Genomic DNA, 25,632 nt, shown 5'->3' with positions numbered 1-25,632 from the left:
AATGGATAGAGTGTATGCCCGCTTTGTTTAAAAGTTTCCTTAAAAAGCTTCCACACCTGCGCCAACGAAAGTGGTTGATGGTAAGTATTTTCATTGTGGTCGGATTGCTTATCGGGTGGTTGCTGCGTGATACGGAGGCAAGTGTTGTGCATGCAACCGCAGTTGTCCAGCGCGGTGATATTGAAAACCTGGTCACCGCCACGGGTACCTTGCAGCCGCGCGATTATGTTGATGTAGGTGCGCAGGTATCCGGCCAATTAAAAGTCTTGCATGTCGAAGTCGGCAGCGAGGTCAAGCAGGGCGATTTACTGGCGGAGATCGATGCAACGGTTTATCTCGCCAAGGTAGATGCAACCCGCGCACAATTGCGCAATCAACGTGCGCAACTGCTGGATCGTGAAGCGCAATTAAAGCTTGCGCAAGTGAATTATACGCGGCAACAAAATCTGCAAAAAGAAGATGCCACCACCCAGGAAGCCCTGCAAAGTGCTGAGGCCTCGCTGCAATCGGCCAAGGCGCAAATTGAAGCGCTGCAAGCGCAGATCGAACAGATCGAATCCAGCCTGCGCGCCGAAGAGGCCAATCTGGAATTCGCGCGCATCTATGCACCCATGGATGGCACGGTGGTGTCAATTACCTCACGGCAAGGGCAAACATTGAACACCAATCAAATGGCCCCGACTTTATTGCGCATCGCCGACTTGTCTACCATGACCGTGCAGGCACAGGTATCGGAAGCGGACATCAGTAAGCTGCAAAATAATATGAAGGTGTATTTCACCACGCTCGGCGGTGAAGGGCGGCGTTGGTACAGCCAATTGGGTCGCATCGAGCCGACGCCAACGGTGCTCAATAACGTGGTGTTATACAACGCTTTATTTGATGTACCCAACCCCAACGGTTTGCTGATGACCCAGATGACCACGCAGGTTTTTTTCGTTGCGGCGGAAGCGCGCGATGTGTTGCTGGTGCCCATGTCTGCCCTGAATTTTTCGGCACCGCGTTTGCCACCGGCGGTGCGTGAAGGTAAACCGGCGGGTGAGCGCGCGGCAGAGCGACCCAATCGTCCGGCAAGGCGCTCGGCCCAGGCGTCTGGCCCGCGCGCTGCCACGGTTAAGGTAATCAATGCAAAAGGAATCATTGAAGATCGTGATGTGCAGGTCGGCGTGACCAATCGTATTCAGGCAGAAATTCTGGCGGGCCTTGAAGAGGGTGAGCGCGTCATTACGGGCACACAACAAACCGCAAAAGCACCCACCGATAATGCCCCCCCCTGGGGCCCGAGGATGATGCGCTGATGATCGAGCCTGCCAATGATGTGCCGTTGATTGAGTTGTGCGGCGTGACCAAAACCTTTCGCAACGGCGAAATTGCCACGCAGGTATTGCACGGCATTGACCTGCAAATTTTTCCCGGTGAGTTTGTTGCCATCATGGGCGCGTCGGGCTCAGGTAAATCCACGCTGATGAATATTCTCGGTTGTCTGGATCGTCCGAGCAGTGGTGCGTATTTTTTTGATGGTCAGGATGTGTCCCTGTTTGAGCGGGATGACCTGGCGCGTTTGCGCCGGGAAGCTTTTGGTTTTGTCTTTCAAAGTTACAACCTGCTGCCCGGTGTCAGCGCGTGTGAAAACGTCGAACTGCCAGCGAGTTATTCCGGCTTGCCGCCACAGGCACGTCGTCATCGTGCAGCGGAGTTGCTGACCTCTTTAGGTTTGGGTGAACGCCTGCACCATCGCCCCAATCAATTGTCCGGCGGGCAACAGCAACGGGTGTCTATTGCACGGGCATTGATGAATGGTGGGCAAATCATATTGGCGGATGAGCCCACGGGCGCTCTCGACAGTCACAGCGGCAGTGATGTGATTGCCCTGTTGGAAACCTTGTCCGCCCAGGGGCATACCATTATTTTGATTACCCATGACGCCAGCGTCGCGGCACACGCGCATCGCCTGATTGAGATTCGCGATGGTGTGATTATTAGTGATCCTGGCCCGGCAGTGCGAACGAAAAATGCTACCGGTGCTGCAATAGAAACATTACACGGTGAACCCGGTTTAGGCAGCGAATTATTATCTGCCGGTAAAACAGCGTTGCGTTCCTTGTTTGGCAATATCTTCCGCACGATCCTCACCTTGCTCGGCATTGTAATCGGCGTAGCCTCGGTTATTACCATGCTCGCTATCGGCGACGGCGCCAAACAGGCAGTGGTAGATCGCATCAGTGCCATGGGTAGTAACTTATTGCTGGTGCGACCCGGTGGTCCAAACGAACGCGGAGGGCGATGGAGCACATCTTCCCTTGTGCCGGCCGATGTCGATGCCTTGAATAACTTGCCGAATATTTTGGCGGCGGTGCCCGAACTGACTGGCGGATATACCTTGCGCTACGAAACAGAAGATCACAGCGCAGAGATCAATGCGACCTCGCATTTATTTCCCGTTGCGCGCAATTGGACCCTGGCCAGTGGCACTTTTTTTACAGAAGAGGATGAAAAAAGCTACGCCACGGTTGCCGTTATCGGCAAATCCGTCGCAGAAAAATTATTTGGCCAGGCTGATCCGCTGGGCCATTACATCATCATCAACAATATTTTGTTCCAGGTGATCGGTGTTATGGCAGAGCAGGGTGCTTCGCCGCGCGGTGACGATCAGGACAATGTGGTTTTTGTCCCTTACACCACCGGCAGCCTGCGCATCTTCGGCCAAATTTTTTTGCGCAACGTCACTATCGCCGTCGCCGATACACAACAGATGTCCGACGTTCAGGCAGCCGCACATGCGCTCTTGCTGGCACGGCACGGTACGGAAGATTTCCAGATTTTTAATATGGCATCGCTGATCGACACGGTGTCTGAAACCCAAAATACCATGACTATTTTGCTGGCTTCCATCGCGGCGATTTCTTTGCTGGTGGGGGGAATCGGCGTGATGAATATCATGCTGGTCAGCGTCACGGAACGCACGCGGGAAATTGGTATTCGCATGGCCACCGGCGCGCGCACGCGTCATATCCTGCAACAGTTTTTGATTGAGGCTTTAGTGGTGTCGGCGATAGGTGGTGTGATTGGTGTGGTGTTGGGTTTAGGGAGCGCCGCATTAATTAATTATTTAGGTACACCCATTTCTTATTCATTTGCGCCGGTGATTCTGGCGTTCGGTTGCGCCTTTGCGACCGGCTTGATCTTTGGTTACCTGCCGGCGCGCAAGGCGGCCCGCCTTGACCCTGTTACTGCCTTGGCGACGGAGTAATAACAATGTCTGCGCAACGAACACTATTTTCGCAATTTTATCGGTCATTCTTGTGGTGGCCGATACTGATCAGCTTGACAGCGTGCCATTCCATCAGCCGTCACGACCAACCGGATATTGCTTTCACTGAAAACTGGCAAACTGCCAGTCCCACTAATCACCAGGCAGAAATTAATCGCGAATGGTGGGCCAGTTTCCAGTCCCCGCAGTTGAATCAATTGATTGATGAAGCCTTGCAGCAAAGCCCGGATTTGCGTATCGCCGTTGAACGGGTGCGCCAGGCGGAATTGCAGATGAATTCTGCCGGCGCGTCATTGGTTCCTGCGCTGAGCGTGAACGCCAGCAGCGGTTCAACGCGCAGTCGCGACAGTGAGGCGGACTGGCAAACCGGCGAGTCAAGTCGCGTATCGCTCGGTGCCAGTTATGAAATAGATTTATGGGGGCGTGTTTCCGCCAATATCGCTGCGGCGGAAGCATCATTTAAAGCCAGTGAATTTGATTATGAGTCTGCACGTTTGAGTTTAACCGGTGCGGTGGCCAGTGGTTGGTTTCAATGGCTGGCCTTGCAGGCGCGCATTGAAACGGCGCGCGAAAACATTCGTATCGCGCAACGGGTTTACGACATTGTGGATGTGCGTTATCGCAATGGTGCGGCAACGGCGGCGGACCTGGCACGTCAGCGCACCAATCTGCTGAACCAATCTGCCGCTTTGCCGCCTTTGGAATTGCAGGGACGGCAAACGCGCGCTGCCCTGGCGGTATTGATCGGTCGTGTGCCGCAACATTTTGTCCTGACGGACGAGTCGATCATGGACATCGTGCTGCCGGATATTAACGCTGGCGTACCGGCAGATATCATTACCCGCCGCCCGGATCTGGCCAGTGCGGAAGCACAACTGCAGGCAGCCGATGCGGATGTTGCCGCCGCGCGCGCCGCACTCTTGCCCGCTGTGCAATTAAGTGCATCCGCCGGTAAAGCAACTGCAGCTTTATTTTCATTAGGTAGTGCGAGCGATTCGGTGGGCTGGAGCCTGTCCCTCGTGCAGACCTTGTTCGATGGCGGTCGCCTGCGCAATCAGGTCAAACTCAGCGAGTCGCAACGCATCAGCTTGCTTGAACAATATCGCAAGTCCATCTACACCGCTTTGCAGGAAGTGGACGATGCGCTTGATCGCACCGCCGTAAATGCAGAACAGGAACAGCGTCAGACGGACATTGTTACCCAGGCGCAACGTACGCTGCGCCTGACGGAAGTGCGTTATCGCGAAGGCAGCGATGACCTTCTGGCTTTGCTTGATGCGCAACGCAGTTTGTTTCAGGCGCAGGATCAATTGGCCCAGCAACGCCAGGCGCGTTTAACGGCTGCGGTGGATTTGTATAAAGCCTTGGGTGGTGGCTGGCTACCGGATGATTAAATCTTTCGCCAAGCCACCATTAACCATTAGGGGGTGGGCTGATCGTCTTCCTGCGGCAATTTTTCCCATTCCTTAATAAGATCTTCCATCTGTTCAAACTGCCCGGTTTCCTGTTCCATCTTTTCGGAAATCGCATTGCGGGTATCTTCAATATCTTGCAGCGGTTCGGTCACGGATTCGGGTAAGTGCTGCTCAAGGGTTTTCCGCGCAGGAGCGGTGGTATCTTTGATGGTTTTATCGATGGCTTTATCGCTGGATTTTTGGATATGTTGTTGCATCGCATCACCAACTGATTCACCGGATAAACCGCTTTCGATCACTTGTTCCAACAAAGGCTGATCGCCATCCAGCCCCAAGGTCTCGCCCACCATTTCAGTGGTCTTATCAACCACAGCGTCCTGCAGTGCTTTTTGCGTGGCTTCGGCACCATCAATCACGGCCTGCAATTCTGATGGCCAGGTCGGCATGATCGCCATCTTGGCATTTTCCACCTGTTCGGCGATCACTGTCGGGGCGCCGCCGGTTACCAGCATCACCGCCATCTGGTTGGTGTCCGCATTCCAGACAAAACCGGCTTTTTCGGCGGATTGTTTGGCAATACCGGGCAGCGGAGTGTAACGGGAAACCACATAAAACAGCGCGCCTTCCTGCCGGATTTCATTGGCCGTGCGTAAGAGTTTCATGGTGGGGTCGTAATGTGGGCCGAGTAATTTCACCATGCGATTCTTGATCATCGGTTGCTCAAACAGGTTGACCTCATTGGGGTCAAAACCCACCAGGGGTTTGAGCATGGCCCACATTAATTTGCTTTGGGCATTGCCCAATACCAGCGAGGTGACACAGGCAGACAACATAAAACTGAGCACAGCAACGAGCGCGATTTTGGTAATACGCATGATTGATCCGAATTGGGTTTCAGGGAGTAAAACAGGTAAGGCCAGGTAAGCGGGCGCGCCAGTGTGCTGTAGCAATCTGGCCGGCGCAATCCACCCCTTAACAAATTCTTGTCGGGGGCCGCTTGTCGCCCGTTATTGTTATTGCGTGCCGGGCGACTTCGTCAGTAAATACTGTGCGTCCCGATTGTTTTTTGGCGTCAAGGCATTTTATAGTCAGCAGCCAAAGCAGATGAACTGTGCTTTTTGGGGTTTGTGTGGCGATCCACAATAAAGTGCTCACGCTTTGAACAACATCACTCCCAAGGAAAGACGTTTTATGAAAATACTGGTCGCGATTAAACGGGTGGTGGACCACAGTGTCCGTGTTCGCCCCAACAGCCAGGCGACAGCAATGGACATTGCCGGTGCCAAGATGGCGATAAATCCCTTCTGTGAAATTGCCGTTGAAGAAGCCGTACGACTGAAAGAGCAGGGTATTGCTACCGAAGTCGTTGTAGTGTCCATCGGCGCCGACACGGCGCAGGAACAATTGCGTGCCGCGCTGGCCTTGGGCGCAGATCGTGCGATCCTGGTGAAAACAACCGCCGACCTGCAACCCCTGCCCGTCGCGCGTTGCCTGCATAAGCTGGTTGAGCGCGAGCAGCCCGGCCTGATTCTGCTGGGCAAGCAATCTATCGACGGCGACAACAACCAGACCGGTCAAATGCTGGCGGCCTTATGCGGGTATGCGCAAGGTACCTTTGCGTCACGCCTGGTTATCGAAGGCGATAAAGCCAGGGTAACCCGCGAGATTGATGGCGGTTTGCAAACCTTGTTGCTGCGCCTCCCTGCCGTCGTCACGACCGACCTGCGTCTCAACCAACCCCGTTATCCCACCTTGCCCAACATAATGAAAGCCCGCCAGAAACCCCTGGCAACAATGACACCTGAGGAACTGGCCGTGGATATCACACCCCGGGTACGCACGCTCAAGCTCGAATTGCCGCCCTCCCGGCAGGCCGGTGAAAAGGTAAAAGATGTTGAGGCATTGTTGGCCAGGTTGCGGGAGGCGCAGTTAATTTAATGGATAACATCAACATATTGGTGATCGCTGACCACGACAACCACAGCATTCATCCCGCAACATACAAAGTTGTGGGCGCGGCGAATCAACTGCGCCATGTCGGTAAGGTTCATCTTGATGTCCTGCTGGCCGGTTATCGTTGTGATGGATTGGCCCAGTCACTCGCGCACACCACAGGTGTCGACAATGTCCTGCTGGTGGACGATCCCGTTTGTGAACACCAGTTGGCTGAAAGCATCACCCCGATTGTGGTTGCCCTTGCGCCGACTTACAGCCACATCATGACTGCCGCTTCCACGGCAGGTAAAAATCTTTTGCCTCGGGCGGCGGCGCTGCTGGATGTGCAAGCTATCAGCGAGGTGATGGCTATTATCGCGCCCGATACATTCGTTCGCCCGGTCTATGCCGGCAGCGCATTGGCCACCGTCGTCAGCGATGACGCGCTTAAATTGTTGACCATTCGCACCAGTGCGTTTCCGGCTGCAGAGCAAACCGGCGGCAACGCTGCTATCCGGCAAATAGCAGGTCCGCCGCCCCAACAACTCAGCCAGTTGGTGGACCAGCAACTGGCGGTCAGTGAACGCCCTGAACTGACCGCCGCGCGCGTAGTGGTTGCCGGTGGCCGAGGCCTTAAGTCCGGGGAAAATTTTAATTTGGTGTATCGATTAGCCGACAAACTTCACGCTGCTGTGGGTGCGTCCCGCGCCGCCGTGGACGCCGGCTTTGTGGCCAATGATATGCAGGTTGGGCAGACCGGCAAGGTAGTGGCGCCGGAACTGTATATTGCCGTGGGGATTTCAGGGGCAGTGCAACACCTGGCGGGCATGAAAGATTCCAGAGTCATTGTCGCCATCAACAACGATGAGGATGCGCCGATTTTTCAGGTAGCAGATTACGGGTTAGTGGGGGATTTGTTTGACGTGTTGCCGGAAATGATCGACAAATTATAAAGTTTTGCCCTGCTGCACCGGTGGGTGGTCAGACCGCCCACCGGTTGTAAAACTTACTCAACTATCTCTTCAGCTTTTTCTTCCGTGGTTTCCGCCGCATCATCCATCGCGTCTACGGTATTTTCGTAACCATCTTTTATCGCTTCACCGGTTTTTTCAGCGGCAGCGGCTGCCTTGTCGGCCCACTCTTCTGCCGTTTCAGCGGTAGCTTCTGTCACGTGTTCCACTGTATCACCGGCTTTTTCCAGTGTGTCTTCAGCTGCATCCTGCATCTCAGCGGCGGATTCCTTCACCGCATCGGTGGTGTTTTGAACCTCTTCTTTGGAGCAACCGCTCATTAACCCAAGGACAACAACTAAAGCTGCAAAAAAATGAATCGTCTTCATGATGGTATCCCTATACTAATAAAAATAACGGATGAGAATCGTTGGTGGGTATGTTGCCGATAACTCACTACGCTTTCTACCACCGGAATAGAGTCTATACCTGTCATTGGTGGGAATAAAGGCATAAAAAATCACCGGGGTATAAGTGACTTTTGATTTTGGATACAATGCGACCCATTTCGCAATGGCGTTGATTGCAGCGCTCCGAATCATAAGCCTCTGATGTGGTGTGGATATGACAGTTGAGCAATTTGAAACCTGGTCACTTTATATTGGTGTGGGTGGGTTGATTGCATTTATGGTGTTTATTGTGTGGGACCTGGCGCGAAAATCAAAAGCAGGCAAGTTTGGTACCTTCATCCTCTTCCTGGCGCTGGGCTTGGGTTTACTGGGTTTCATCATCAAGACCGTGTTAGTGGAAATGCTCGAAAAATAACAACATATCAACCAGAGCGCATCAATTAGATAGGGGCCTCAACCGCATGTTTCATTTCTTTGTTCCCACCTCCAAAGTCCAGAAAGACCGGCAGATTATGCGCGACACGGATGCTCGGGTGGCCAAATACAGCCGGCGTGGCCTGGTGCTCAACTTTTTAGTGTTCGTGTTGTGTCTCGCCTTTGGTGACTTTATTGACCGGGAACATAACCTGGCGGTGGTATTGGTAACCGGTTTGCTCGTGGTCACCTTGCTGCGCAGTTATTACCTGTTTCGTTTTGATGTGCTTTATGCTCGCGCACCAACGCGCTGGCGCAACCAATATTTCATAGCCTCCTGTCTTGGGGCGGCCTGGTGGAGCATTATCCTGGTCAGCTTGACCTGGGTGCAGGGCATGCGCGATGAAACCCTGGTGATGTGGTTGTATTCAGTGGTGTTTTATTCAAGTGTATCGAATGTATTTGCTCCGTATCGCCACTTCCTGACACTCTATTTATTTATCGGCCAGGTGCCGGCGGCTATTACCGCGATCCTGCTGGGTGATGTGGATGGCTATTTATACGGTTCGATCATGCTGGTGTTTTTTATCATGCTCAGCCACCAGGCCAAGGTCACCTCGTTTTCGTATTGGGAACGGCTCGAAGCCAACTATGCATTGCGTGAGCGGGCGAAAGGACTGGAACACGAACAGCGCAATTCCCAGGCCGCTATCGAATTGAAAAATGAATTTCTGGTTAACCTTGGCCACGAATTCCGTTCATCGCTCAGTGACATCCTCGGCACCTTGACGCTGATCGATAGCGATCAACTGTCCGAAAAACAACGCGAACTGCTTACCATGGCGAGTAAAGCCGGCGAACGCCAGTTGGATCTGGTGAACAACGTGGTGGATTTTTCCAAGATCACCACCAAAAACCTGCGCCTGGAAGAGAGCATCTTTGATCTGCGCCGTACCCTGGAAAAACTGGTCGAGGATTTTTCCCTGGATGCGCATCAACAGGGTGTAGAGCTCTATTATCTGTTTGATCCGCAAATGCCTTTGCGCGTAAAAGGCGACGCTGTTCGGTTGGGGCAAATCTTCAGCACCTTATTGAATCACGCGCTTAAAACCGCGGCCATCGACCACGTGTTTATTGAAGCCCGGTTTAATCAGGATACGGATCAGGACGACGTGGGTGAGTTACAAATCATCATCAGCGATAGCGAAAAAAGTACCTCGCGCTCAGAAGCCGAACGCAGTGCGTTGCCGGAAGCAGATGACCAACATACCGGTATCGGGATTTCTATTTGTAAAGGATTGGCTGCCTGTATGGGGGGCAGTGTGCATGTGATGGCAACTCGCGAGCGGGGCAAGCGAATTTTTATCAATGTGAAACTGGAAGTGGTCTCCCACGAAGAAAAACGTTTCGGTTCCGAACAAAAGCTACGCGGCAAACACGCGTTGCTGGTGGACTTGCCAGAGAGCACCGCTATCGCTCTGGTTGATGAATTGACAACCTGGGGTATGACAGCGACAACCGTGAATGGCTACGACCAGGCGCTGGAAAAATTGAAGGCGTTGATCACCTCCAGGCCGGTCGACCTCCTCTTGATATACAGCCGCCTGAATAACATGAACGCGCTGGTGCTTTCCCGGGATGTGGCGGCCAATCCGCAATTTGCCGCTGTCAAACAGATCCTGGCGATGAGCATTCTGCAAAGTGATACGGCGGAAGTGAAAGCGCACCTGGCCAACTACCCGCAAATATCCTGTATTGAAAAACCGATCATGCGCCGGCGTTTGTATGAAGTGGCTGTACAAAAACTCCTGGAGGCGCCAGAGGTTACACCGGAAGTCTCCGGCAATAACAAGGAGAACACACCGCCACCTGCGACCAAAAAAATCCTGTTGGTTGATGATCACCGCGTCGATCAGATGGTGATCTCGGCCATGCTGAAAAAACTTAACTGCTTCGTGCAATTGGCCACCACCGGCTCAGAAGCGGTGGAGATCCTGGAGAAAGAAAAGTTTGATATGGTGCTGATGGATTACGATATGCAGGAGCAGGACAGCCTGCTTGCCGCGCAAAAAATCCGTGCGACGGAAAAAGCTCACAATACCAGCCGCCATTTGCCGATCATTGCGGTGGTAGCTTCAGCTAATGAGCAGGATCAAAGCAACTGTCTGGCAGCGGGAATGGATGATCACATCGTTAAGCCGATTCGCTATGACGAACTTGAACTTCGCCTGCAACGTTGGCTGAGTGAGAACGGCGAGCCTCCCCGAACCTGACACGCTGCTGACAGTTCTTGCCATCTATTGCGCGTCAATTTACCTGTAAAAAATCAGTTTATATCACCGGTATCCTGGAAACCGGGAGCGATTTCCGTCCGTCAGGACCGGATTTTTGATACTTATAGTCATTGTTTACAAATGTAAATCGGGATGCGTTCGGGGGGGAGCACTGCTACACTCCAGCCCATCTCCAGCCTTGCCTTGCTGCTGTTTCTGTAATAAAAACCAATGGCGGTGAGCTTGTCAGCCAGGGTGCAATGCGGTGATACGGCGTTCAGCAGTACATCCATAACATAATGAACAACCACTTTTTCTAAACCCCAGTTCCTATGATGAGTACGCCCGTTAGCGGTACTTCCACGATCATGATATAGGTGCCCCATGCATAGCCTCGTAAAAAAAATCACGCTTTCCCTTGTCTCGGGCGTTGTAGCCTGTTCGCTATTGGTTGCCTGCGGCAAGGTTGATGACGAGCGTCCGGCCACTACGGACATACAAGACGCAAGCTTTACGCAGGACATTCAGGGGGCACGGGTATTGGTCTTTTCCAAAACCAGCGGGTGGCGCCACGACTCCATTCCGGCGGGCATTGCCGCGCTGGAAAAATTGGGAACAGATCACGGCTTTACCGTCGTCGCTACCGAGGATTCCAGTTTATTTACCGACGCGGAATTATCGACCTATAACGCCCTGGTTTTCTTAAACACCACGCTGGATGTGCTGAATGAAGACCAGGAAATGGCGATGGAGCGTTTTATCCAGGCGGGCGGTGGTTTTGTCGGTATTCACGCAGCGGCAGACACCGAGTGGGAAGGCGACTGGCATTGGTATCGTAACCTGGTCGGTGCTGTGTTCAGGAGCCATCCGGGCAATCCGAGCAATGTCCAGCGCGCTCAATTAAATGTCACCGCGCACCAACATCCCGCTACCGAATCCTTACCTGAAACCTTCAGCATGGTGGATGAATGGTACGATTACCGCGACCAGTATCCGCTCAAAAAAGATTTGCTGATGCTGGATGAAAGTACCTATATCGGTGGCCTGCACGGCGAATATCATCCTATTGCCTGGTACCACGATTACGATGGCGGCCGTTCTTTTTATACCGGTATGGGCCATACCGCCGAAGTGTTTTCCAATCCCCGTTTCCTTGATCACTTATTGGGTGGTTTGAAATATGCGGTGGGTGGAAAACCCAAACTGGATTACAGCCGCGCACGCCCGGAACACAATCGTTTTATTAAAAAGACGCTGGTGCAAAATCTTAATGAGCCGATGGGTTTTGATTTTTTTGCCAACGGCGATGCGCTGATTGTCGAGCGGCCCGGCACCTTCAAGCTGGTTGACTACAAAACCGGTGAAACCCGCGATGCCGGCAGCATAACCGTTGCCTACCACGGCTATATGGAATGGGGCTTGATCGGCGTTGGCATTCCGCCGGATTTTGCCCAATCTTCCTGGATTTATGTGGGCTACAACGCGCGTAAAGAAGACGGCAGTTATTGGCAACGGCTGGCGCGTTTTAAATGGCAGGACAACCAGATCAACGCCGCATCAGAACAGCTGTTGCTGGAATATCGCATTGACGAAACCTGTTGTCATACCGGTGGTGACATTGCTTTTGGTAACAACGGAGAAGTCTTTTTCTCGACGGGTGATAACACCAACCCCCACGAACAAAACGGTTATGCGCCCATCGATATGCGCGAGGACCGTAAACACTTTGATGCATTGCGCGGTGCGGGTAATACCCAGGATTTGCGCGGCAAAATCCTGCGTATTCTTCCCCAGGATGACGGCAGCTATAAAATTCCCACCGGCAATTTATTTGCCGACGGAAAAGAAGGCCGCCCGGAAATTTATGTGATGGGCGCGCGCAATCCGTTCACGGTGACCTTTGATAAAGACACTGAAACACTGTACTTCGGTGATGTGGGGCCAGATGCCGGTGTAGCGTCGGACAAGCAGGGCACCCGTGCTTATGACGAAATCAACCGCGTAACGGAAGCGGGGAATTTTGGTTGGCCGTTGATCATCGGCAACAATCAGCCATACCTTGAATATGACTTCGCAACTGAAACATCCGGCCGCATGTACAACCCATTGGCGCCGATGAATAACTCACCGCGCAATACCGGCGCCAAACAATTGCCGCCGGCCCAGCCTGCACTGGTCTGGTATCCCTATACCAATTCTGAAACCTTTCCTGAGCTCGGCAGCGGCGGTCGCACGGCGCTGGTCGCGGATGTTTACCGCTCCAAAGATTATCCTGCGGGTACCCATCGCTATCCGGAATATTACGACAACAAATTATTCATGCTGGATTTCATGCGCAATTGGGTAAAAGTTGTCAGCTTCGATGATCTTGGGCGCATTGAAAAGATTGAACCCTTTGCACCGCAAATCGAGTACACCTTGCCGATTGCCGCGCGCTTCGCGCCCGATGGCAGTTTATATGTGCTGGAGTACGGCACCGCCTGGTTTACCGGTAACCCCGATTCAGGCTTGGCGCGTATAGAATATGTCGGCCCGGGCAATCGTCCGCCCAGCCCGGTTATTTCCCTTGATCCCGCACAAGGCGCCGCGCCGCTGGCGACAACCGCATCCGCTGCGCAGAGTGTGGATCTGGATGGCGATACGCTCAGCTTCAGCTGGACGTCCGAGCTGGTCGGCAATTCCGCTACACGCCAAACCTTGGGCGATGGTGAAACCGTAGCACTCAGCTTCGCCAATGCCGGCAGTTACCTGGTGAAACTGACGGCGACGGATTCCCATGGCAGCAGTGCGACCACAGAAACACAAATTGACGTAGGAAATGCGCCGGCGGATATCAACATCGAGCTGGACGGCAACAGCTCTTTCTATTGGCCGGGAACCCGCTCAGTGGGTTACCGCATAGAGATCTCGGACAAAGAGGATGGCAAGATCACCGCGCAAGAGGGGAATACCGGCAACGCTATTGTTCAGCTCAGTTTTGGTGGCGCGCAAGAGCAGGCGGCATCCGCAGGCCATCAAACAGCCAGCGCCAATGTGATCGGCAAGGATCTGGTTGAAGCCAATTCCTGTGCGGCTTGCCATCAAGTTGACGCACCCTCTGTGGGCCCGTCTTTCACGGCAGTGGCCGAACGCTATCAAAAAGATCCGGAAGGCCTGGCGTATCTGGTCAAGAAAATTTCTGATGGCGGTGCAGGCGCCTGGGGTGAAACTGCTATGCCGTCGTTTGCGCATTTGAATGAAGCGGACCGCACAGCGCTTGCGACTTATGTGTTGTCTCACGCGCAGTCTGCCCAGACAGAAAGCCTGCCGCTGACCGGTAAGCTGGCGTTGCGCGACCACAAGCTGACGCAAGATATCTTTAACCGCACCAAAGATTTGAGTGGCGAAGAAAGAGCGATGTTCGGCCAGGCATACACCTTATCTGTCTCTTATACAGACAAAGGCGGCGAGGTTATCGGTCCTATCACGGTCAATAAAAACCTGCGTCTGATTGTCCCGCGCTTCCTGCTACCGGATCTGTTCACCAAAACCACCGCGCCGGATGATTTTAAACTCGGCAGTTATTATCAACTGAATACACTCACTACCGACGCCGGTAGTGACACCTGGCGTGTTGCTCCCTTGGGTGAATTTGATTTACGCAGCGTCAAGTCCATTCAACTCGGTCGCTGGATTATCAAAAATCCTGCCAAGTGGGCTTATGAATTACGCATAGACCAGCCAGACGGACGCGTTGTCGCTGCTGGTGTGGGTACAGAAACAATGATCGACACCTATGGCAGGGATGTGTTAAAAATGACGGAAAGTGTTGGCCGACATAAACTTTACCTGGCCGTGCGTGCGGTTGATAAAGCCAACAGTGAATTGCATTTACTGGATATTTCGTTTTATCAATAACAAAAGTATTGCGAAATATAAAAAGGTGACGTTGGCACAATGCAAGTTTGGCGTTAGGGCCTCTGTTTCGAAACCCTCAAGTCATGGATGACTTGAGGGAGCTACAGGGAAGATTCATTCGCCACATCCATGTGGCTCACCCTACGGACAACTTCGCTGTGCAAATTGGCTTTCCTGTCAATTTGTTATGCGTTTTGAAACAGAGGCCCTAATGACAAACGAACTACGAAGTTCATTCGGCCCTTATTGAAACCTGGCCCAAATCGGACAATGATCAGAAGGCCGTTCCATACTGCGGATTTCATAATCAATCCCGGCTTCTACGCAACGATCCTGCAAATTATGCGAAGCCAGGATCAAATCAATACGCAGACCCCGGCGTGGATTATCTTCAAAACCGCGACTGCGGTAATCAAACCAGCTGAACAGACTGTTATCGTCTGGCATTAATTCGCGGAAGGTATCTTTCAAACCCCAACTCATCAATTGCGCCAGCCACTCGCGTTCCTCCGGCAAGAAACTGCATTTGCCGGTGCGCAACCAACGTTTACGGTTTTCTTCGCCGATGCCGATATCACAATCCTGGTGCGAGATATTCATATCGCCCATCACCAGTATTTGGTTTTCCGGTTTGTGCGCGCTGTTAAGGTAAGCAAACAGGTCGGCATAATATTTTTGTTTGGCAGGGAATTTGATCGGATGGTCGCGGCTTTCGCCCTGGGGGAAATAACCATTCAATACGGTGATTTCGCCACCCAAAGGAGACGCGAAGGTGCCACCGATAAAACGCCGTTGTGCATCTTCGCCATCTTCAGGAAAACCTTTAATGACACTTAAGAACGGGTGTTTGGATAACAGGGCAACGCCGTAATGGGTTTTCTGCCCGTGATAGGCCACGTGATAACCCAAGGCTTCGATGTCTGCCAGGGGAAAGTCCGGGTCGTTGACTTTGGTTTCTTGCAAGCCGATAAAATCCGGTGCGTATTTGTCGACGACGGCTTGCAACTGGTGGGGGCGTGAGCGAATGCTGTTGATATTAAACGAAACGACTTTCATAGTGATTAAGACTAATCAGTAAATTAAAAAGTAAAAACCCGGATATCACTATCCGGGTTCAGGTGGATGCTTACTGGAATTAAAAATTCGCTAGCCGGGTTTTTTCATTCTTTTGTAATTCAAGAATGAAATCGGCCAATACCTGGCCCGCCTCACTCAGGAAGGGGTCGTTAGCCGGGTCAATCTTGTCTGGCTCAGCGCTGGCAATTTCTTCGCTGTCTTCATCAATGGCCGCATCGGTATCTTTAATATCTTCGTAAGATGCATAGGGCTCCAGGCCCTTGGCCTTACGCCTGCGGTTTTCCATTTCCAGCACCCGCTGTTCCATTTGCTTTTGTTCCAGTTCGCGGGTCGCCTTGCGTAATGAAACACTCTTTTTCTCTTTATTTTCTTCTGCCATGGTCATTTGTTCGCGCAGGAACACGAAGTCAGGATCAGATTTAATACGGGCATTGTGGCGTTGGTTAATCGCTGGCAACAGTGCCGGAATATCAAAATACTTATCATGCTTCACCGCGTGAATGCGATCCCAGGGCAGGGCGTTATCGTAACTGCTTTCGCCCACTTCTTCGGTGTCGATCAGAGTCGGTAATTCAATATCCGGTACTACGCCTCGGTGTTGGGTGCTGTCACCGGAAATCCGGTAAAACTTCGACTCAGTAATCTTCAAATCGCCATGCTTCAGCGGCAACATGGATTGCACGGTGCCTTTACCAAAGGATTGGGTGCCGATGATAATGCCGCGGCTGTAATCCTGGATGGCACCGGCAAAAATTTCTGACGCAGAAGCACTGAGACGATCCACAAGAATCACGACGGGACCACGGTACACCGCCGGAGAATAGGAGCGATAGCTGCGCGAGATGACTTCATTGCTTTGGCGAATCTGAACCACGGGGCCCGGATCAACAAACAGATCGGTTAATGCAGCAGCTTCCTGCAAGGAGCCGCCACCATTTTCACGCAAGTCTATGATGACACCATCAACATTTTTTTCGCTGAGCTCCCCCAGTAAATTGAATACGTCGCGGGTGGTGCTTTTGTAGTTGGGGTCGCGATTACGGTAGGCTTCAAAATCCATATAGAAAGTCGGAACCTTGATAACCCCCACCTTAAAGATGTGCTCTCCTTCACCGACATCGAAGATGTGTTTCTTCGCCGCCTGTTCTTCGAGTTTGACTTTTTCGCGTTTAATGTTGATGATTTTACTGTTGCCGGGATTCGCTTTGGCCGGCAGCACTTCAAGGCGCACGATAGTATCTTTTTTACCGCGAATCAGATCGACCACTTCATCAAGACGCCAGCCCACCACATCGACCATTTCACCTTCGGTACCCTGGCCGATGGCGATGATACGGTCCGCCGGTTTTAATTCACCTTGCTTGGCTGCCGGTCCCGCTGGAACCAGACGCATCACTTTGGTGTATTCATCTTCACTTTGCAGCACAGCACCAATGCCTTCCAATGAAAGTGCCATATTGATATTGAAGTTTTCTGCATTGCGTGGCGAAAGGTAATTGGTGTGCGGATCATACAACATGGTCAGCGAATTCATCATCACGCTGAAGACTTCCTCTGAATCCTGTTGCTTGACCCGGCGCAATTGATTTTTAAAACGCTTCTCCAGCGTCGTTTTGCTCTCTTCAATCGTTTTGCCGGTGAGCATCAGGTTAAGCAGGTTAAACTTGATGCGCTTTTGCCACATGGCATCGGCTTCTTTCTGGTTGGCTGGCCATTGGGCATTCTTCCAATCGGTGGAGATGGATTCTTCAACATCAAAGTTATATTTTACTTTGTCGTCAGCTAACTGGGCGAGTATGGCCTCAAGGCGTTTTTCCACCCGCTCGTTATAACGATTAAAGATGGCGAAGCCCTGGCTGAGGTCGCCTTTCTTCAAATAATCGTCGAACTTCTTGCGGTGTTTTTCGAACTCATCAATATCAGTTTGCAGAAAATAATTCTTGGCGGGGTCGAGTGCTGCTAAATAATCGTCGAGAAAGCGCACCGATAGTGCATCATTTAATTCCTGGTCGCGGTAGTGTTTTTTTTGTAGTTGCGTGACAACTTCAACCGCTGCTTTTTCCTGTTCAGGCGTTTGTTTCAAGGCCGGCAAGGCCAGGGTGCTTGCGCCATAGGTTGCTAAAAGCAGGGAGAACAGAAAAGGTTTAACAATATTTCTTGTAAAAGCGGTGTACATAGACAGGGTCTCATGGTTGGGCATGCCGGGTAGCGCCGGTGAATGTTCACCCAGGCTGTATCCCACAATACAATCATTCACTTATCGAGGGGCACGTGTCTGACCAGCAGAATGCCTTCGTAAAACAGTCCTTACTATAGCTCAGTTAGCGTTATACAGGCCAGTAATAGGAAGGAACTGGCTGATATTTGCACAGCCGATTTGGTCACAATTATGGCTCGCAGATACCGACTGTAATAATTCCAGGTAACAGGTTATACGGAAGCTCGCGAAGTGATGATCAGCTTGGCCAATAGACCGCCGTGAATTTCATAAATTCACTGCATCGTGCGATGCCGGATGATTTGTGGCAACAGCTAACATTTTTTTACAGCCTGGAGTGATCGGTCTGCTCAGCCGGCAGTAATTGGTTTCAGGCGCAGGTGCGGGCTGTGTTGCAGCATGGAGAAATAACTGTCCACCATAGTCTCAGCTGTATTTTCAAGGTCGAAGCTGCCGGGCAGGAACAACCAATGGCTGATAAGACCCATGACCAGGCCCAGTTTGGCGATGGCTGCCTGTTGAACATCAAGGTCTGGTGGTAACTGCTTGAGGAGTATTGCTTTTTGCAGGCACTGTTCGGTGTGTTGCAGGTACTCAATACAGGCTGCTTGCCGGCGCAGTTCTACTTGCCGTGTCTCCTCGTTGAGTTCGCATTTATGAAGCAGGATAGTGAGGACGCGCCGCCTTCTGGGGTTGCGCGCGCTTTCTTTCAGTACCTGGACGAAAAAGTCCCGCAGCTTACCTAAAGGATCTTTCTCATTGGGGTCGCTACAGGCTTCAGACAGCGTTTCCAGTGGCAGGCGAATCCGATCAGCCATGGCTTCAAAGAGGTCACTCTTGTTTTTGAAGTGCCAGTAAATAGCACCGCGGGTCATACTGGCGGCTTCTGCCACGTCCATCAGGCTGGTTTGGGAGAAGCCTTTCTCAAAGAATACCTTTTCCGCCGCGTCCAGTAACTGGCTGCGGGTTTCCAGTGCATTTTCTTTGGTTTTGCGTGCCATAAAACTTTTGTCCAGATTAGCTTAACATTCAGTCGTGAATGTATGTGGTTGGCGAATTTGTACAAAAAGGCACGCGCCTGTCAAGCCGTTTTTGAAAACCTGCGTTTGTAAGTTAATTTTTGCAAAGAAAAGGTGGTTTTAAACGCTTTTTTGTTTTTGGCGGTTGAAACTGAATGGTCATTCAGTTTTAATCGGAAACATACACACCTGTATGTTTTCCGCTTTTAACAAGCCCCACATTTCTCACGGATCATGTTTGGAGAGGTTCACCATGTTGTTACGCAGCAGAAACCTGACGCTTTTGGCTTTAGGACTTCTAGGGTTATTTTTGTCCGCGTGTGACTCGCAAGAGTCTGCAAACGCCGGAGCTGGCCAAGAGCCTGTTGAAGTTGGGGTAGTGACCATTGCAACGGCAGATGTTCCGCTCGTAGCCGACTTACCGGGCCGGACAACCGCGTTTCGGCGGGCAGAAGTGCGTCCGCAGGTGACAGGTATTATCCAGAAACGTTTATTTGAGGAAGGGTCTGAAATCAAAGCCGGTACGCAGCTATATCAGATTGATGAAGCGACTTACCGCGCAGCCCACGCCACAGCCAAAGCTGAATTGGCGCGTGCAGAGGCCAACCTGCTGGCCGCTGAAGCCCGTGAAAAACGTTACAAAGACTTGGTTGCTGCCAAGGCAATCAGCCAACAGGATTACGACGATGCGTTGGCCAGCCTCGGCCAGGCTCGCGCCAATCTGGCGGCCGGTAAGGCCGCTGTAGAGACGGCGGGTATCAACCTGAAATACACCAAGGTCACCGCGCCTATCAGCGGCATCATCGGAAAATCTTCAGTCACTGAAGGTGCCCTGGTAACTGCCGGTCAGGCGGATGTGCTCGCCACAATCCAGCAACTCGATCCTATTTATGTGGATGTCTCTCAGTCCGTTGACGATTTATTGGCTCTGCGCCGCCAGATGATCAAAGGCAACGTGGCCAGTGTTGACGAGGCGAAAGTTCGCCTGGTGCTGGAGGATGGTTCGGTGTACGAACACGACGGTGTATTGCAGTTTTCGGAAGTTGGCGTTAATGAAACCACCGGCACAGTGACTTTGCGTGCCTTGTTCCCGAATCCGGACCGCTTGCTGTTACCCGGTATGTTTGTGCGCACCGAACTACAGGAAGGCCTGCGCAACAACGCCATCCTCGTATCCCAACGCGGTGTTACACGCGACCGTTCCGGTAACGCCACAGCGCTGGTCGTGGGCAATGACGGCACCGTTGAAGTGCGCCAGTTGAAGACCGCCCGCACGGTGGGTGATCAGTGGCTGGTTGAAGAAGGGCTGGCGGTCGGTGACCAGGTGATTGTAGAAGGTTTGCAAAGAGTGCGTCCGGGTGCGCAGGTCAAAGCTGTTCCCGCGCAGATCGCTGCCACCAAGACCGAGGAGTAATGCAGTATGGCGAAGTTTTTTATTGATCGCCCGGTCTTTGCCTGGGTTATCTCGATCATCATCATGCTGGCCGGTACGCTTTCTATTGCGAAGCTGCCTGTGGCCCAATATCCCGACATCGCACCACCTGCCGTTAGTATCCGTGCCACCTACCCAGGTGCATCGGCGCAAACAGTGCAAGACACGGTTATCCAGATTATCGAGCAGGGGCTGACCGGTATCGATAACGTGCAATACATGTCATCCACCAGTGATGCCAGCGGTATCGGTGAAGTCACGGTGACGTTTTTAGCCGGTACGGACCCGGATATTGCCCAGGTACAAGTGCAGAATAAATTGCAGACCGCCATGCCACTGTTGCCGCAGGAGGTCCAGCAGCAGGGTGTGCGGGTCACCAAATCCTCGGCGGGCTTCCTGATGGTTATCGGTTTTGTCTCCGCCGATGGCAGTATGGATAAATACGATATCGCCGACTATGTCGCCGCCAACGTCCAGGATCAATTGAGCCGGGTTAATGGTGTGGGACAAATCACTCTGTTCGGTTCGCAGTATGCAATGCGCATCTGGCTGGATGCCGATAAATTGGCAACCTACAATCTGGTGACCAGTGACATCACCGACGCGATTCGTGCGCAGAATGCGCAAATTGCAGCAGGTGAGCTCGGTGGTGCCCCGGCGGTTCCCGGCCAGGAAATCAACTCCAGTATTGTGGTGCAAACACGTCTTTCGACGCCGGAAGAATTCGGCAATATCCTGTTGCGCGTCAATCAGGATGGTTCGCAGATACGTCTCAAAGATGTCGCGCGGGTCGAACTCGGTGGTGAAAATTATTCGTTTGAAACGGAATACAATGGGCAGCCTGCCGCTGGTATGGCCATCACGCTGGCTTCGGGCGCTAACGCATTGGATACCGCCAATGCGGTGCGTGAGCGTATCGGTGAATTATCAGAATTTTTCCCACCTAATCTGGAAATTGTTTATCCCTACGACACAACACCTTTTGTGAAGCTGTCGATCAATGCGGTCGTGCAGACATTGATCGAAGCTATCATCCTGGTGTTCTTCGTGATGTATCTCTTCTTGCAGAATTTCCGTGCGACCTTGATCCCTACGATTGCAGTACCAGTGGTGTTGCTGGGAACTTTTGCGGTGTTATCGGCGTTCGGCTTTTCAATTAACACACTCACCATGTTCGCGATGGTACTTGCCATCGGCTTACTGGTGGACGATGCCATTGTGGTGGTGGAAAACGTTGAACGGGTGATGGCGGAAGACGGGCTGTCACCCCGCGAAGCGACACGAAAATCGATGGAGCAAATTACCGGGGCATTGATTGGTATTGCGTTGGTTTTGTCGGCCGTATTTGTTCCCATGGCATTTTTTGGTGGATCGACCGGGGTTATTTATCGGCAATTCTCCATCACGATTGTGTCGGCCATGGTGCTCTCGGTGATCGTTGCTTTGACCCTGACGCCCGCCCTCTGCGCGTCCATGTTGAAACCGGTCAGTCATGATCATTACGAAAAAGGCGGCTTCTTCGGTTGGTTTAATCGCAACTTCAATCACGCGACCAACAAATACCAATCCGGTGTGCGCAACATGATCGGCCGGACCGGGCGTTACATGCTTATCTATGGTGCGATTGTGTTGTTGCTGGGCTTTTTATTCACCCGCTTGCCTACCTCATTCTTACCGGATGAAGACCAGGGCATTATGTTTACCCAGATGACGCTGCCGGTAGGCGCAACCAAAGAGCGCTCGATGGGTGTGATGGATCAAATCGAAAATCATTACCTTGAAAATGAAAAAGACACAGTGCGTTCCGTGTTTTCAGTGATCGGATTCAGCTTCAGTGGCCGTGGCCAGAACAATGGCATCGCGTTTGTGGGCATGAAAGATTGGAGCGAACGCGAAGAAGATGGCCAGGATGTGCAAAGTATTGCCGGTCGGGCCATGGGCGCGTTTTCGCAAATCAAGGATGCGATGGTTTTCCCGTTTGTTCCGCCGGCGATTACGCAATTGGGTACCTCATCCGGTTTCAATTTGCAGCTGCAGGACCTGGGTGGGCTAGGGCACGACGCACTTATGGAAGCGCGCAATCAATTCCTCGGTTTGGCTGCGCAGGATCCACGCCTGGTGGGTGTGCGCCCCAACGGCCAGGAAGATAATCCGCAATACAAACTGGACGTGAATCAGGAAAAAGCAGCTGCTCTGGGTGTATCCATCGCAGACGTAAACAATATCTTTACTACTGCCTGGGCGCCGAGCTACGTCAATGACTTTATTGATAAAGGCCGGGTCAAGCGCGTGTATGTGCAGGGTGATGCGCGCTTCCGCATGGTGCCGGAGGATGTGGGTAACTGGTATGTACGCAATAACCAGCGTGAGATGGTGCCGTTATCCGCCTTTACGTCGGGGCGCTGGATCTACGGTTCGCCGCGCCTGGAGCGTTACAACGGCGTGCCGTCGCTGAATATTCTGGGGCAGGGCGCTCCGGGTGTGAGTTCCGGTGATGCAATGCTGGCTGTCGAAGAGATCATGGAAAAGCTGCCGCAAGGTATCGGTTATCAGTGGACGGGAATGTCCTTGCAGGAGCGTGAATCTGGCAACCAGGCGCCGCTGTTGTATGCGCTGTCCATTTTAGTGGTGTTCCTCTGTCTGGCGGCGTTGTATGAGAGCTGGTCGGTGCCCTTTGCGGTGATGCTGGTGGTTCCGCTCGGTGTTCTGGGCGCGGTGTTATTTGCGATGACGCGTGGCTTGTCCAACGACGTTTATTTCCAGGTGGGCTTGTTAACCACCATCGGTCTCGCTTCCAAGAACGCGATTCTTATTGTGGAGTTTGCCAAATCGCTTTACGAAGACGGAATGGATTTGATCAAGGCAACGATGGAAGCGGTGCGTATGCGTCTACGTCCAATCATCATGACATCCATGGCCTTTATGCTCGGCGTCACGCCGCTGGTGATCAGTACTGGTGCCGGTTCCGGCAGCCAGAATGCTATTGGTACCGGCGTCTTCGGCGGCATGTTATCCGGCACTGTCCTGGCCATCTTCTTCGTGCCCGTGTTCTTCGTGGTGGTATTCCGTTTGTCACACCGCTGGTTCGGCAAAACCGACGCAACAGCGGCGCCCGCGGATAAAGATTCAGGAGCGCAAGTATGATGCAACGCCTATTGATTTCCTTGATGTGTGCGAGCAGTTTGCTCGCACTGGGCGCCTGTACGATGGCACCACATTACGAGCGCCCGAATACACCCGTAACAATACATGAGGCAGAGTCATCCGAGGTGATAGCGGCTGACATCGGCTGGCGGGATTTTTATCGCAACCAACAATTGCAGACATTGATTGAGCAGGCGCTGGAAAATAATCGCGATCTGCGCGTAGCGACCTTGACTGTTGAACAGGTGCGCGCGCAATACCGTATCCAGCGCGCCCAGTTATTGCCGACGTTAAATCTCACCGGCAGCGGCACACGGCAACGTGTGTCGGAGGCGCTATCTGAAACGGGTGAAAGTTATATTGCCGAACAATACAGCGCGGGTGTGGGTATTGCAGCCTACGAACTCGATTTGTTTGGCCGCGTACAAAGTTTGAAAAATGCAGCGTTGGAACAATACCTCGCTACCGACGAAGCCCGTAAAAGTGCACAGCTGGGTCTGGTGGCGGAAGTGGCCGATGCATATTTCACCTGGGTTGCGAACAAGGAACTGCTGTCGTTGACAGAGAGCACACTGAAAGCGCGCCAGGATTCTTACGCTATGGTGCAGCGTCGTTATGATTCCGGCCTCGCATCAGAGCTGGATTTAAGCCAGGCAGCTACTGCGTTGCACACCGCGCGAGTGGACGCAGCGCTTTACCAACGGCAACTGGCGACGAGCTTTACCGCGCTGGAAGTGCTGGTAGGAACGCCGCTTGATGCCAATAATGTGCAGGCGCTCTGGAACGATGAAGCCATGCTGGCCGAGTTGCCCGAAATGGTAACCTCCGATGTGTTGTTGCAGCGTCCTGACATCTTGCAGGCGGAATACCGTTTGCGCGCTGCTAATGCGAATATCGGCGCTGCGCGCGCCGCCTTTTTCCCACGCATCTCGTTGACCGGAACCTACGGTAATGCCAGCCCGGCGTTGGATAATTTATTTGATAGTGGAACCCGCGCCTGGAGTTTCTCACCGCAAGTGACCTTGCCAATCTTTGCCTGGGGAGCCAATGCAGCTAACCTGGATGTGGCGCAGTTGCAAAAGGATGTGAATATCGCCGTCTACGAAAAAACCATTCAGACCGCGTTCAAGGAAGTGCGTGACAGCTTGCAATCTCAATCAACCCTGGAGGCTCAACTCGAAGCCCAACGGGATCTGGTGATGGCAGCGGCACGCAGTTTTGAACTGGCGGAATTGCGCTATGAGCGCGGGGTAGATTCCTACCTTGAAGTATTGGATTCCCAACGCAGTCTGAATACGGCTCAGCAAGCCTTGATCAACATGCGCCTGGCCAAGTCGCGCAATCAACTGACGTTATACAAGGCATTGGGCGGCGGGCTGCGCGAAACTTCAGTCGAGTCGCAAACCCCGCAGGTCAGTTTTATCCCTTGATACCTTCCTATTGAGGTCTGATAGCCATACCCGCCGTGTCAGGCGGGCATGGCAAACAACTATTTCCCCTGTCACCAATTATGTCTTTTGCCAAGGCTCGACTACTATGTGAATGAAGATTCATTCACATAGTAGTCACCATGAGTTGGAGTACACCGGATTTTCTATGAACAAACGCGAAGCTATTTTGCAAGCCACACTGCACTTGCTTGCCCACAAAGGTTTTCACGGCTTTTCCATTAAACAGGTAGCCGATCAGGCGGGCGTGGCGGCGGGAACGGTGTATCTTTATTTCAATGATCGCGAAGATCTGATCCTGCAACTGGATGCGCAGATTATGGAGCAGGTCGCCCAGTATATTTTTGCGAACCACGATCCGCGGCAACCCTTGTTTGATCAATTTCAACAGTTGTGTCTGAGCTTTTGGCACTTCTTTAAACAAAATCCGGAAATCCTGTTGAGCAAAAACCAATTTGATCACTTACCTCCGGATGTATTGCGTAATCGCCACGCAGATGCCAAAACAATCTTCTATCCTTTAGTTACCTTTTTTGAAAATGGGCGAGACAGTGGTGCGTTAAAAAGCCTTCCCAATGAGGTTTTATTTTCGCTTGCCTTTGAACATTTTTTTGCTTTCGCACGTAATGCCATGATCGGCCTCCTGAATGTTGATGATGAGATGCTCAAAAGCATCATCCTGGCCAGTTGGGACGCGATAACAAAAGTGAAATCCTGAGGGGAACCATC

17 protein-coding genes are annotated in these 25,632 nt (G+C 52.3%); 12 read left to right on the top strand and 5 right to left on the bottom strand.

Going from position 1 to position 25,632, the window contains the following annotated elements:
- Nucleotides 1-14 precede the first annotated feature (14 nt).
- From ACSV5M_RS07245 to ACSV5M_RS07235, 3 genes are read left to right on the top strand one after another with little or no spacing between them, the layout of a single operon-like run.
- A complete protein-coding gene (locus tag ACSV5M_RS07245; protein WP_439175010.1) occupies nucleotides 15-1,298 on the top strand; it encodes an efflux RND transporter periplasmic adaptor subunit in 1,284 nt (427 codons plus the stop codon).
- The gene (locus tag ACSV5M_RS07240) at nucleotides 1,298-3,250 is read left to right on the top strand and encodes a MacB family efflux pump subunit (protein ID WP_439175008.1); all 1,953 of its coding nucleotides are present in this window, start codon (nucleotides 1,298-1,300) and stop codon (nucleotides 3,248-3,250) included. Before ACSV5M_RS07245 ends, ACSV5M_RS07240 begins: the two co-directional genes overlap by 1 nt.
- A gap of 5 nt (nucleotides 3,251-3,255) precedes the next feature.
- Entirely contained in the window at nucleotides 3,256-4,665 is a 1,410-nt protein-coding gene (locus ACSV5M_RS07235; protein WP_439175006.1) for an efflux transporter outer membrane subunit, read from the top strand.
- Between the two features lie 26 nt (nucleotides 4,666-4,691).
- Here ACSV5M_RS07235 and ACSV5M_RS07230 read toward each other — a convergent pair whose 3' ends face one another.
- On the bottom strand, nucleotides 4,692-5,561 hold the full coding sequence (locus tag ACSV5M_RS07230; RefSeq protein ID WP_439175005.1) for a hypothetical protein: 870 nt from the start codon (nucleotides 5,559-5,561) through the stop codon (nucleotides 4,692-4,694).
- A gap of 316 nt (nucleotides 5,562-5,877) precedes the next feature.
- Between ACSV5M_RS07230 and ACSV5M_RS07225 the strand changes: the two genes are divergently transcribed.
- Nucleotides 5,878-6,624, top strand: coding sequence for an electron transfer flavoprotein subunit beta/FixA family protein (locus tag ACSV5M_RS07225; protein ID WP_439175004.1), 747 nt, complete (start codon nucleotides 5,878-5,880; stop codon nucleotides 6,622-6,624).
- Nucleotides 6,625-6,632: 8 nt separating this feature from the next.
- A complete protein-coding gene (locus ACSV5M_RS07220; protein WP_439175251.1) occupies nucleotides 6,633-7,574 on the top strand; it encodes an electron transfer flavoprotein subunit alpha/FixB family protein in 942 nt (313 codons plus the stop codon).
- Between the two features lie 53 nt (nucleotides 7,575-7,627).
- Here the strand turns inward: ACSV5M_RS07220 and ACSV5M_RS07215 are convergent, their stop codons facing one another.
- Nucleotides 7,628-7,960: a hypothetical protein gene (locus tag ACSV5M_RS07215; protein WP_439175002.1), complete on the bottom strand. Its 333-nt coding sequence runs from the start codon at nucleotides 7,958-7,960 to the stop codon at nucleotides 7,628-7,630.
- A gap of 235 nt (nucleotides 7,961-8,195) precedes the next feature.
- Between ACSV5M_RS07215 and ACSV5M_RS07210 the strand changes: the two genes are divergently transcribed.
- From ACSV5M_RS07210 to ACSV5M_RS07200, 3 genes are all read left to right on the top strand, one after another.
- On the top strand, nucleotides 8,196-8,396 hold the full coding sequence (locus ACSV5M_RS07210) for a DUF2788 domain-containing protein (protein ID WP_087466043.1): 201 nt from the start codon (nucleotides 8,196-8,198) through the stop codon (nucleotides 8,394-8,396).
- Between the two features lie 46 nt (nucleotides 8,397-8,442).
- Nucleotides 8,443-10,668, top strand: coding sequence for a response regulator (locus tag ACSV5M_RS07205; RefSeq protein ID WP_439175000.1), 2,226 nt, complete (start codon nucleotides 8,443-8,445; stop codon nucleotides 10,666-10,668).
- A gap of 384 nt (nucleotides 10,669-11,052) precedes the next feature.
- The gene (locus ACSV5M_RS07200; protein ID WP_439174999.1) at nucleotides 11,053-14,565 is read left to right on the top strand and encodes a ThuA domain-containing protein; all 3,513 of its coding nucleotides are present in this window, start codon (nucleotides 11,053-11,055) and stop codon (nucleotides 14,563-14,565) included.
- A 243-nt stretch (nucleotides 14,566-14,808) separates the two neighbouring features.
- On the opposite strand, the gene xthA is transcribed toward ACSV5M_RS07200, so the two are convergent.
- From xthA to ACSV5M_RS07185, 3 genes are all read right to left on the bottom strand, one after another.
- Entirely contained in the window at nucleotides 14,809-15,621 is an 813-nt protein-coding gene (gene xthA, locus ACSV5M_RS07195; protein WP_439174998.1) for an exodeoxyribonuclease III, read from the bottom strand.
- A gap of 79 nt (nucleotides 15,622-15,700) precedes the next feature.
- Nucleotides 15,701-17,842 (bottom strand): carboxy terminal-processing peptidase, encoded by a 2,142-nt coding sequence (locus ACSV5M_RS07190; RefSeq protein ID WP_439175249.1) that lies wholly within the window; start codon nucleotides 17,840-17,842, stop codon nucleotides 15,701-15,703.
- Between the two features lie 368 nt (nucleotides 17,843-18,210).
- A complete protein-coding gene (locus tag ACSV5M_RS07185; RefSeq protein ID WP_439174997.1) occupies nucleotides 18,211-18,861 on the bottom strand; it encodes a TetR family transcriptional regulator in 651 nt (216 codons plus the stop codon).
- A 271-nt stretch (nucleotides 18,862-19,132) separates the two neighbouring features.
- Here ACSV5M_RS07185 and ACSV5M_RS07180 point away from each other — a divergent pair, with 271 nt between their 5' ends.
- From ACSV5M_RS07180 to ACSV5M_RS07165, 4 genes are all read left to right on the top strand, one after another.
- Nucleotides 19,133-20,293 (top strand): efflux RND transporter periplasmic adaptor subunit, encoded by a 1,161-nt coding sequence (locus ACSV5M_RS07180; protein ID WP_439174996.1) that lies wholly within the window; start codon nucleotides 19,133-19,135, stop codon nucleotides 20,291-20,293.
- A 6-nt stretch (nucleotides 20,294-20,299) separates the two neighbouring features.
- Entirely contained in the window at nucleotides 20,300-23,455 is a 3,156-nt protein-coding gene (locus tag ACSV5M_RS07175) for an efflux RND transporter permease subunit (protein ID WP_439174995.1), read from the top strand.
- A complete protein-coding gene (locus ACSV5M_RS07170; protein WP_439174993.1) occupies nucleotides 23,452-24,885 on the top strand; it encodes an efflux transporter outer membrane subunit in 1,434 nt (477 codons plus the stop codon). The genes ACSV5M_RS07175 and ACSV5M_RS07170 overlap by 4 nt, the downstream gene beginning before the upstream one ends.
- A 166-nt stretch (nucleotides 24,886-25,051) precedes the next feature.
- A complete protein-coding gene (locus ACSV5M_RS07165; RefSeq protein WP_439174992.1) occupies nucleotides 25,052-25,621 on the top strand; it encodes a TetR/AcrR family transcriptional regulator in 570 nt (189 codons plus the stop codon).
- Nucleotides 25,622-25,632 lie beyond the last annotated feature (11 nt).

It is taken from the genome of Cellvibrio sp. ARAG 10.3 (genome assembly GCF_051846955.1).
Taxonomy (GTDB): domain Bacteria; phylum Pseudomonadota; class Gammaproteobacteria; order Pseudomonadales; family Cellvibrionaceae; genus Cellvibrio.
Note: the sequence above shows the minus strand (reverse complement) of the source record. Positions and strands in the feature narration are given on the sequence as shown.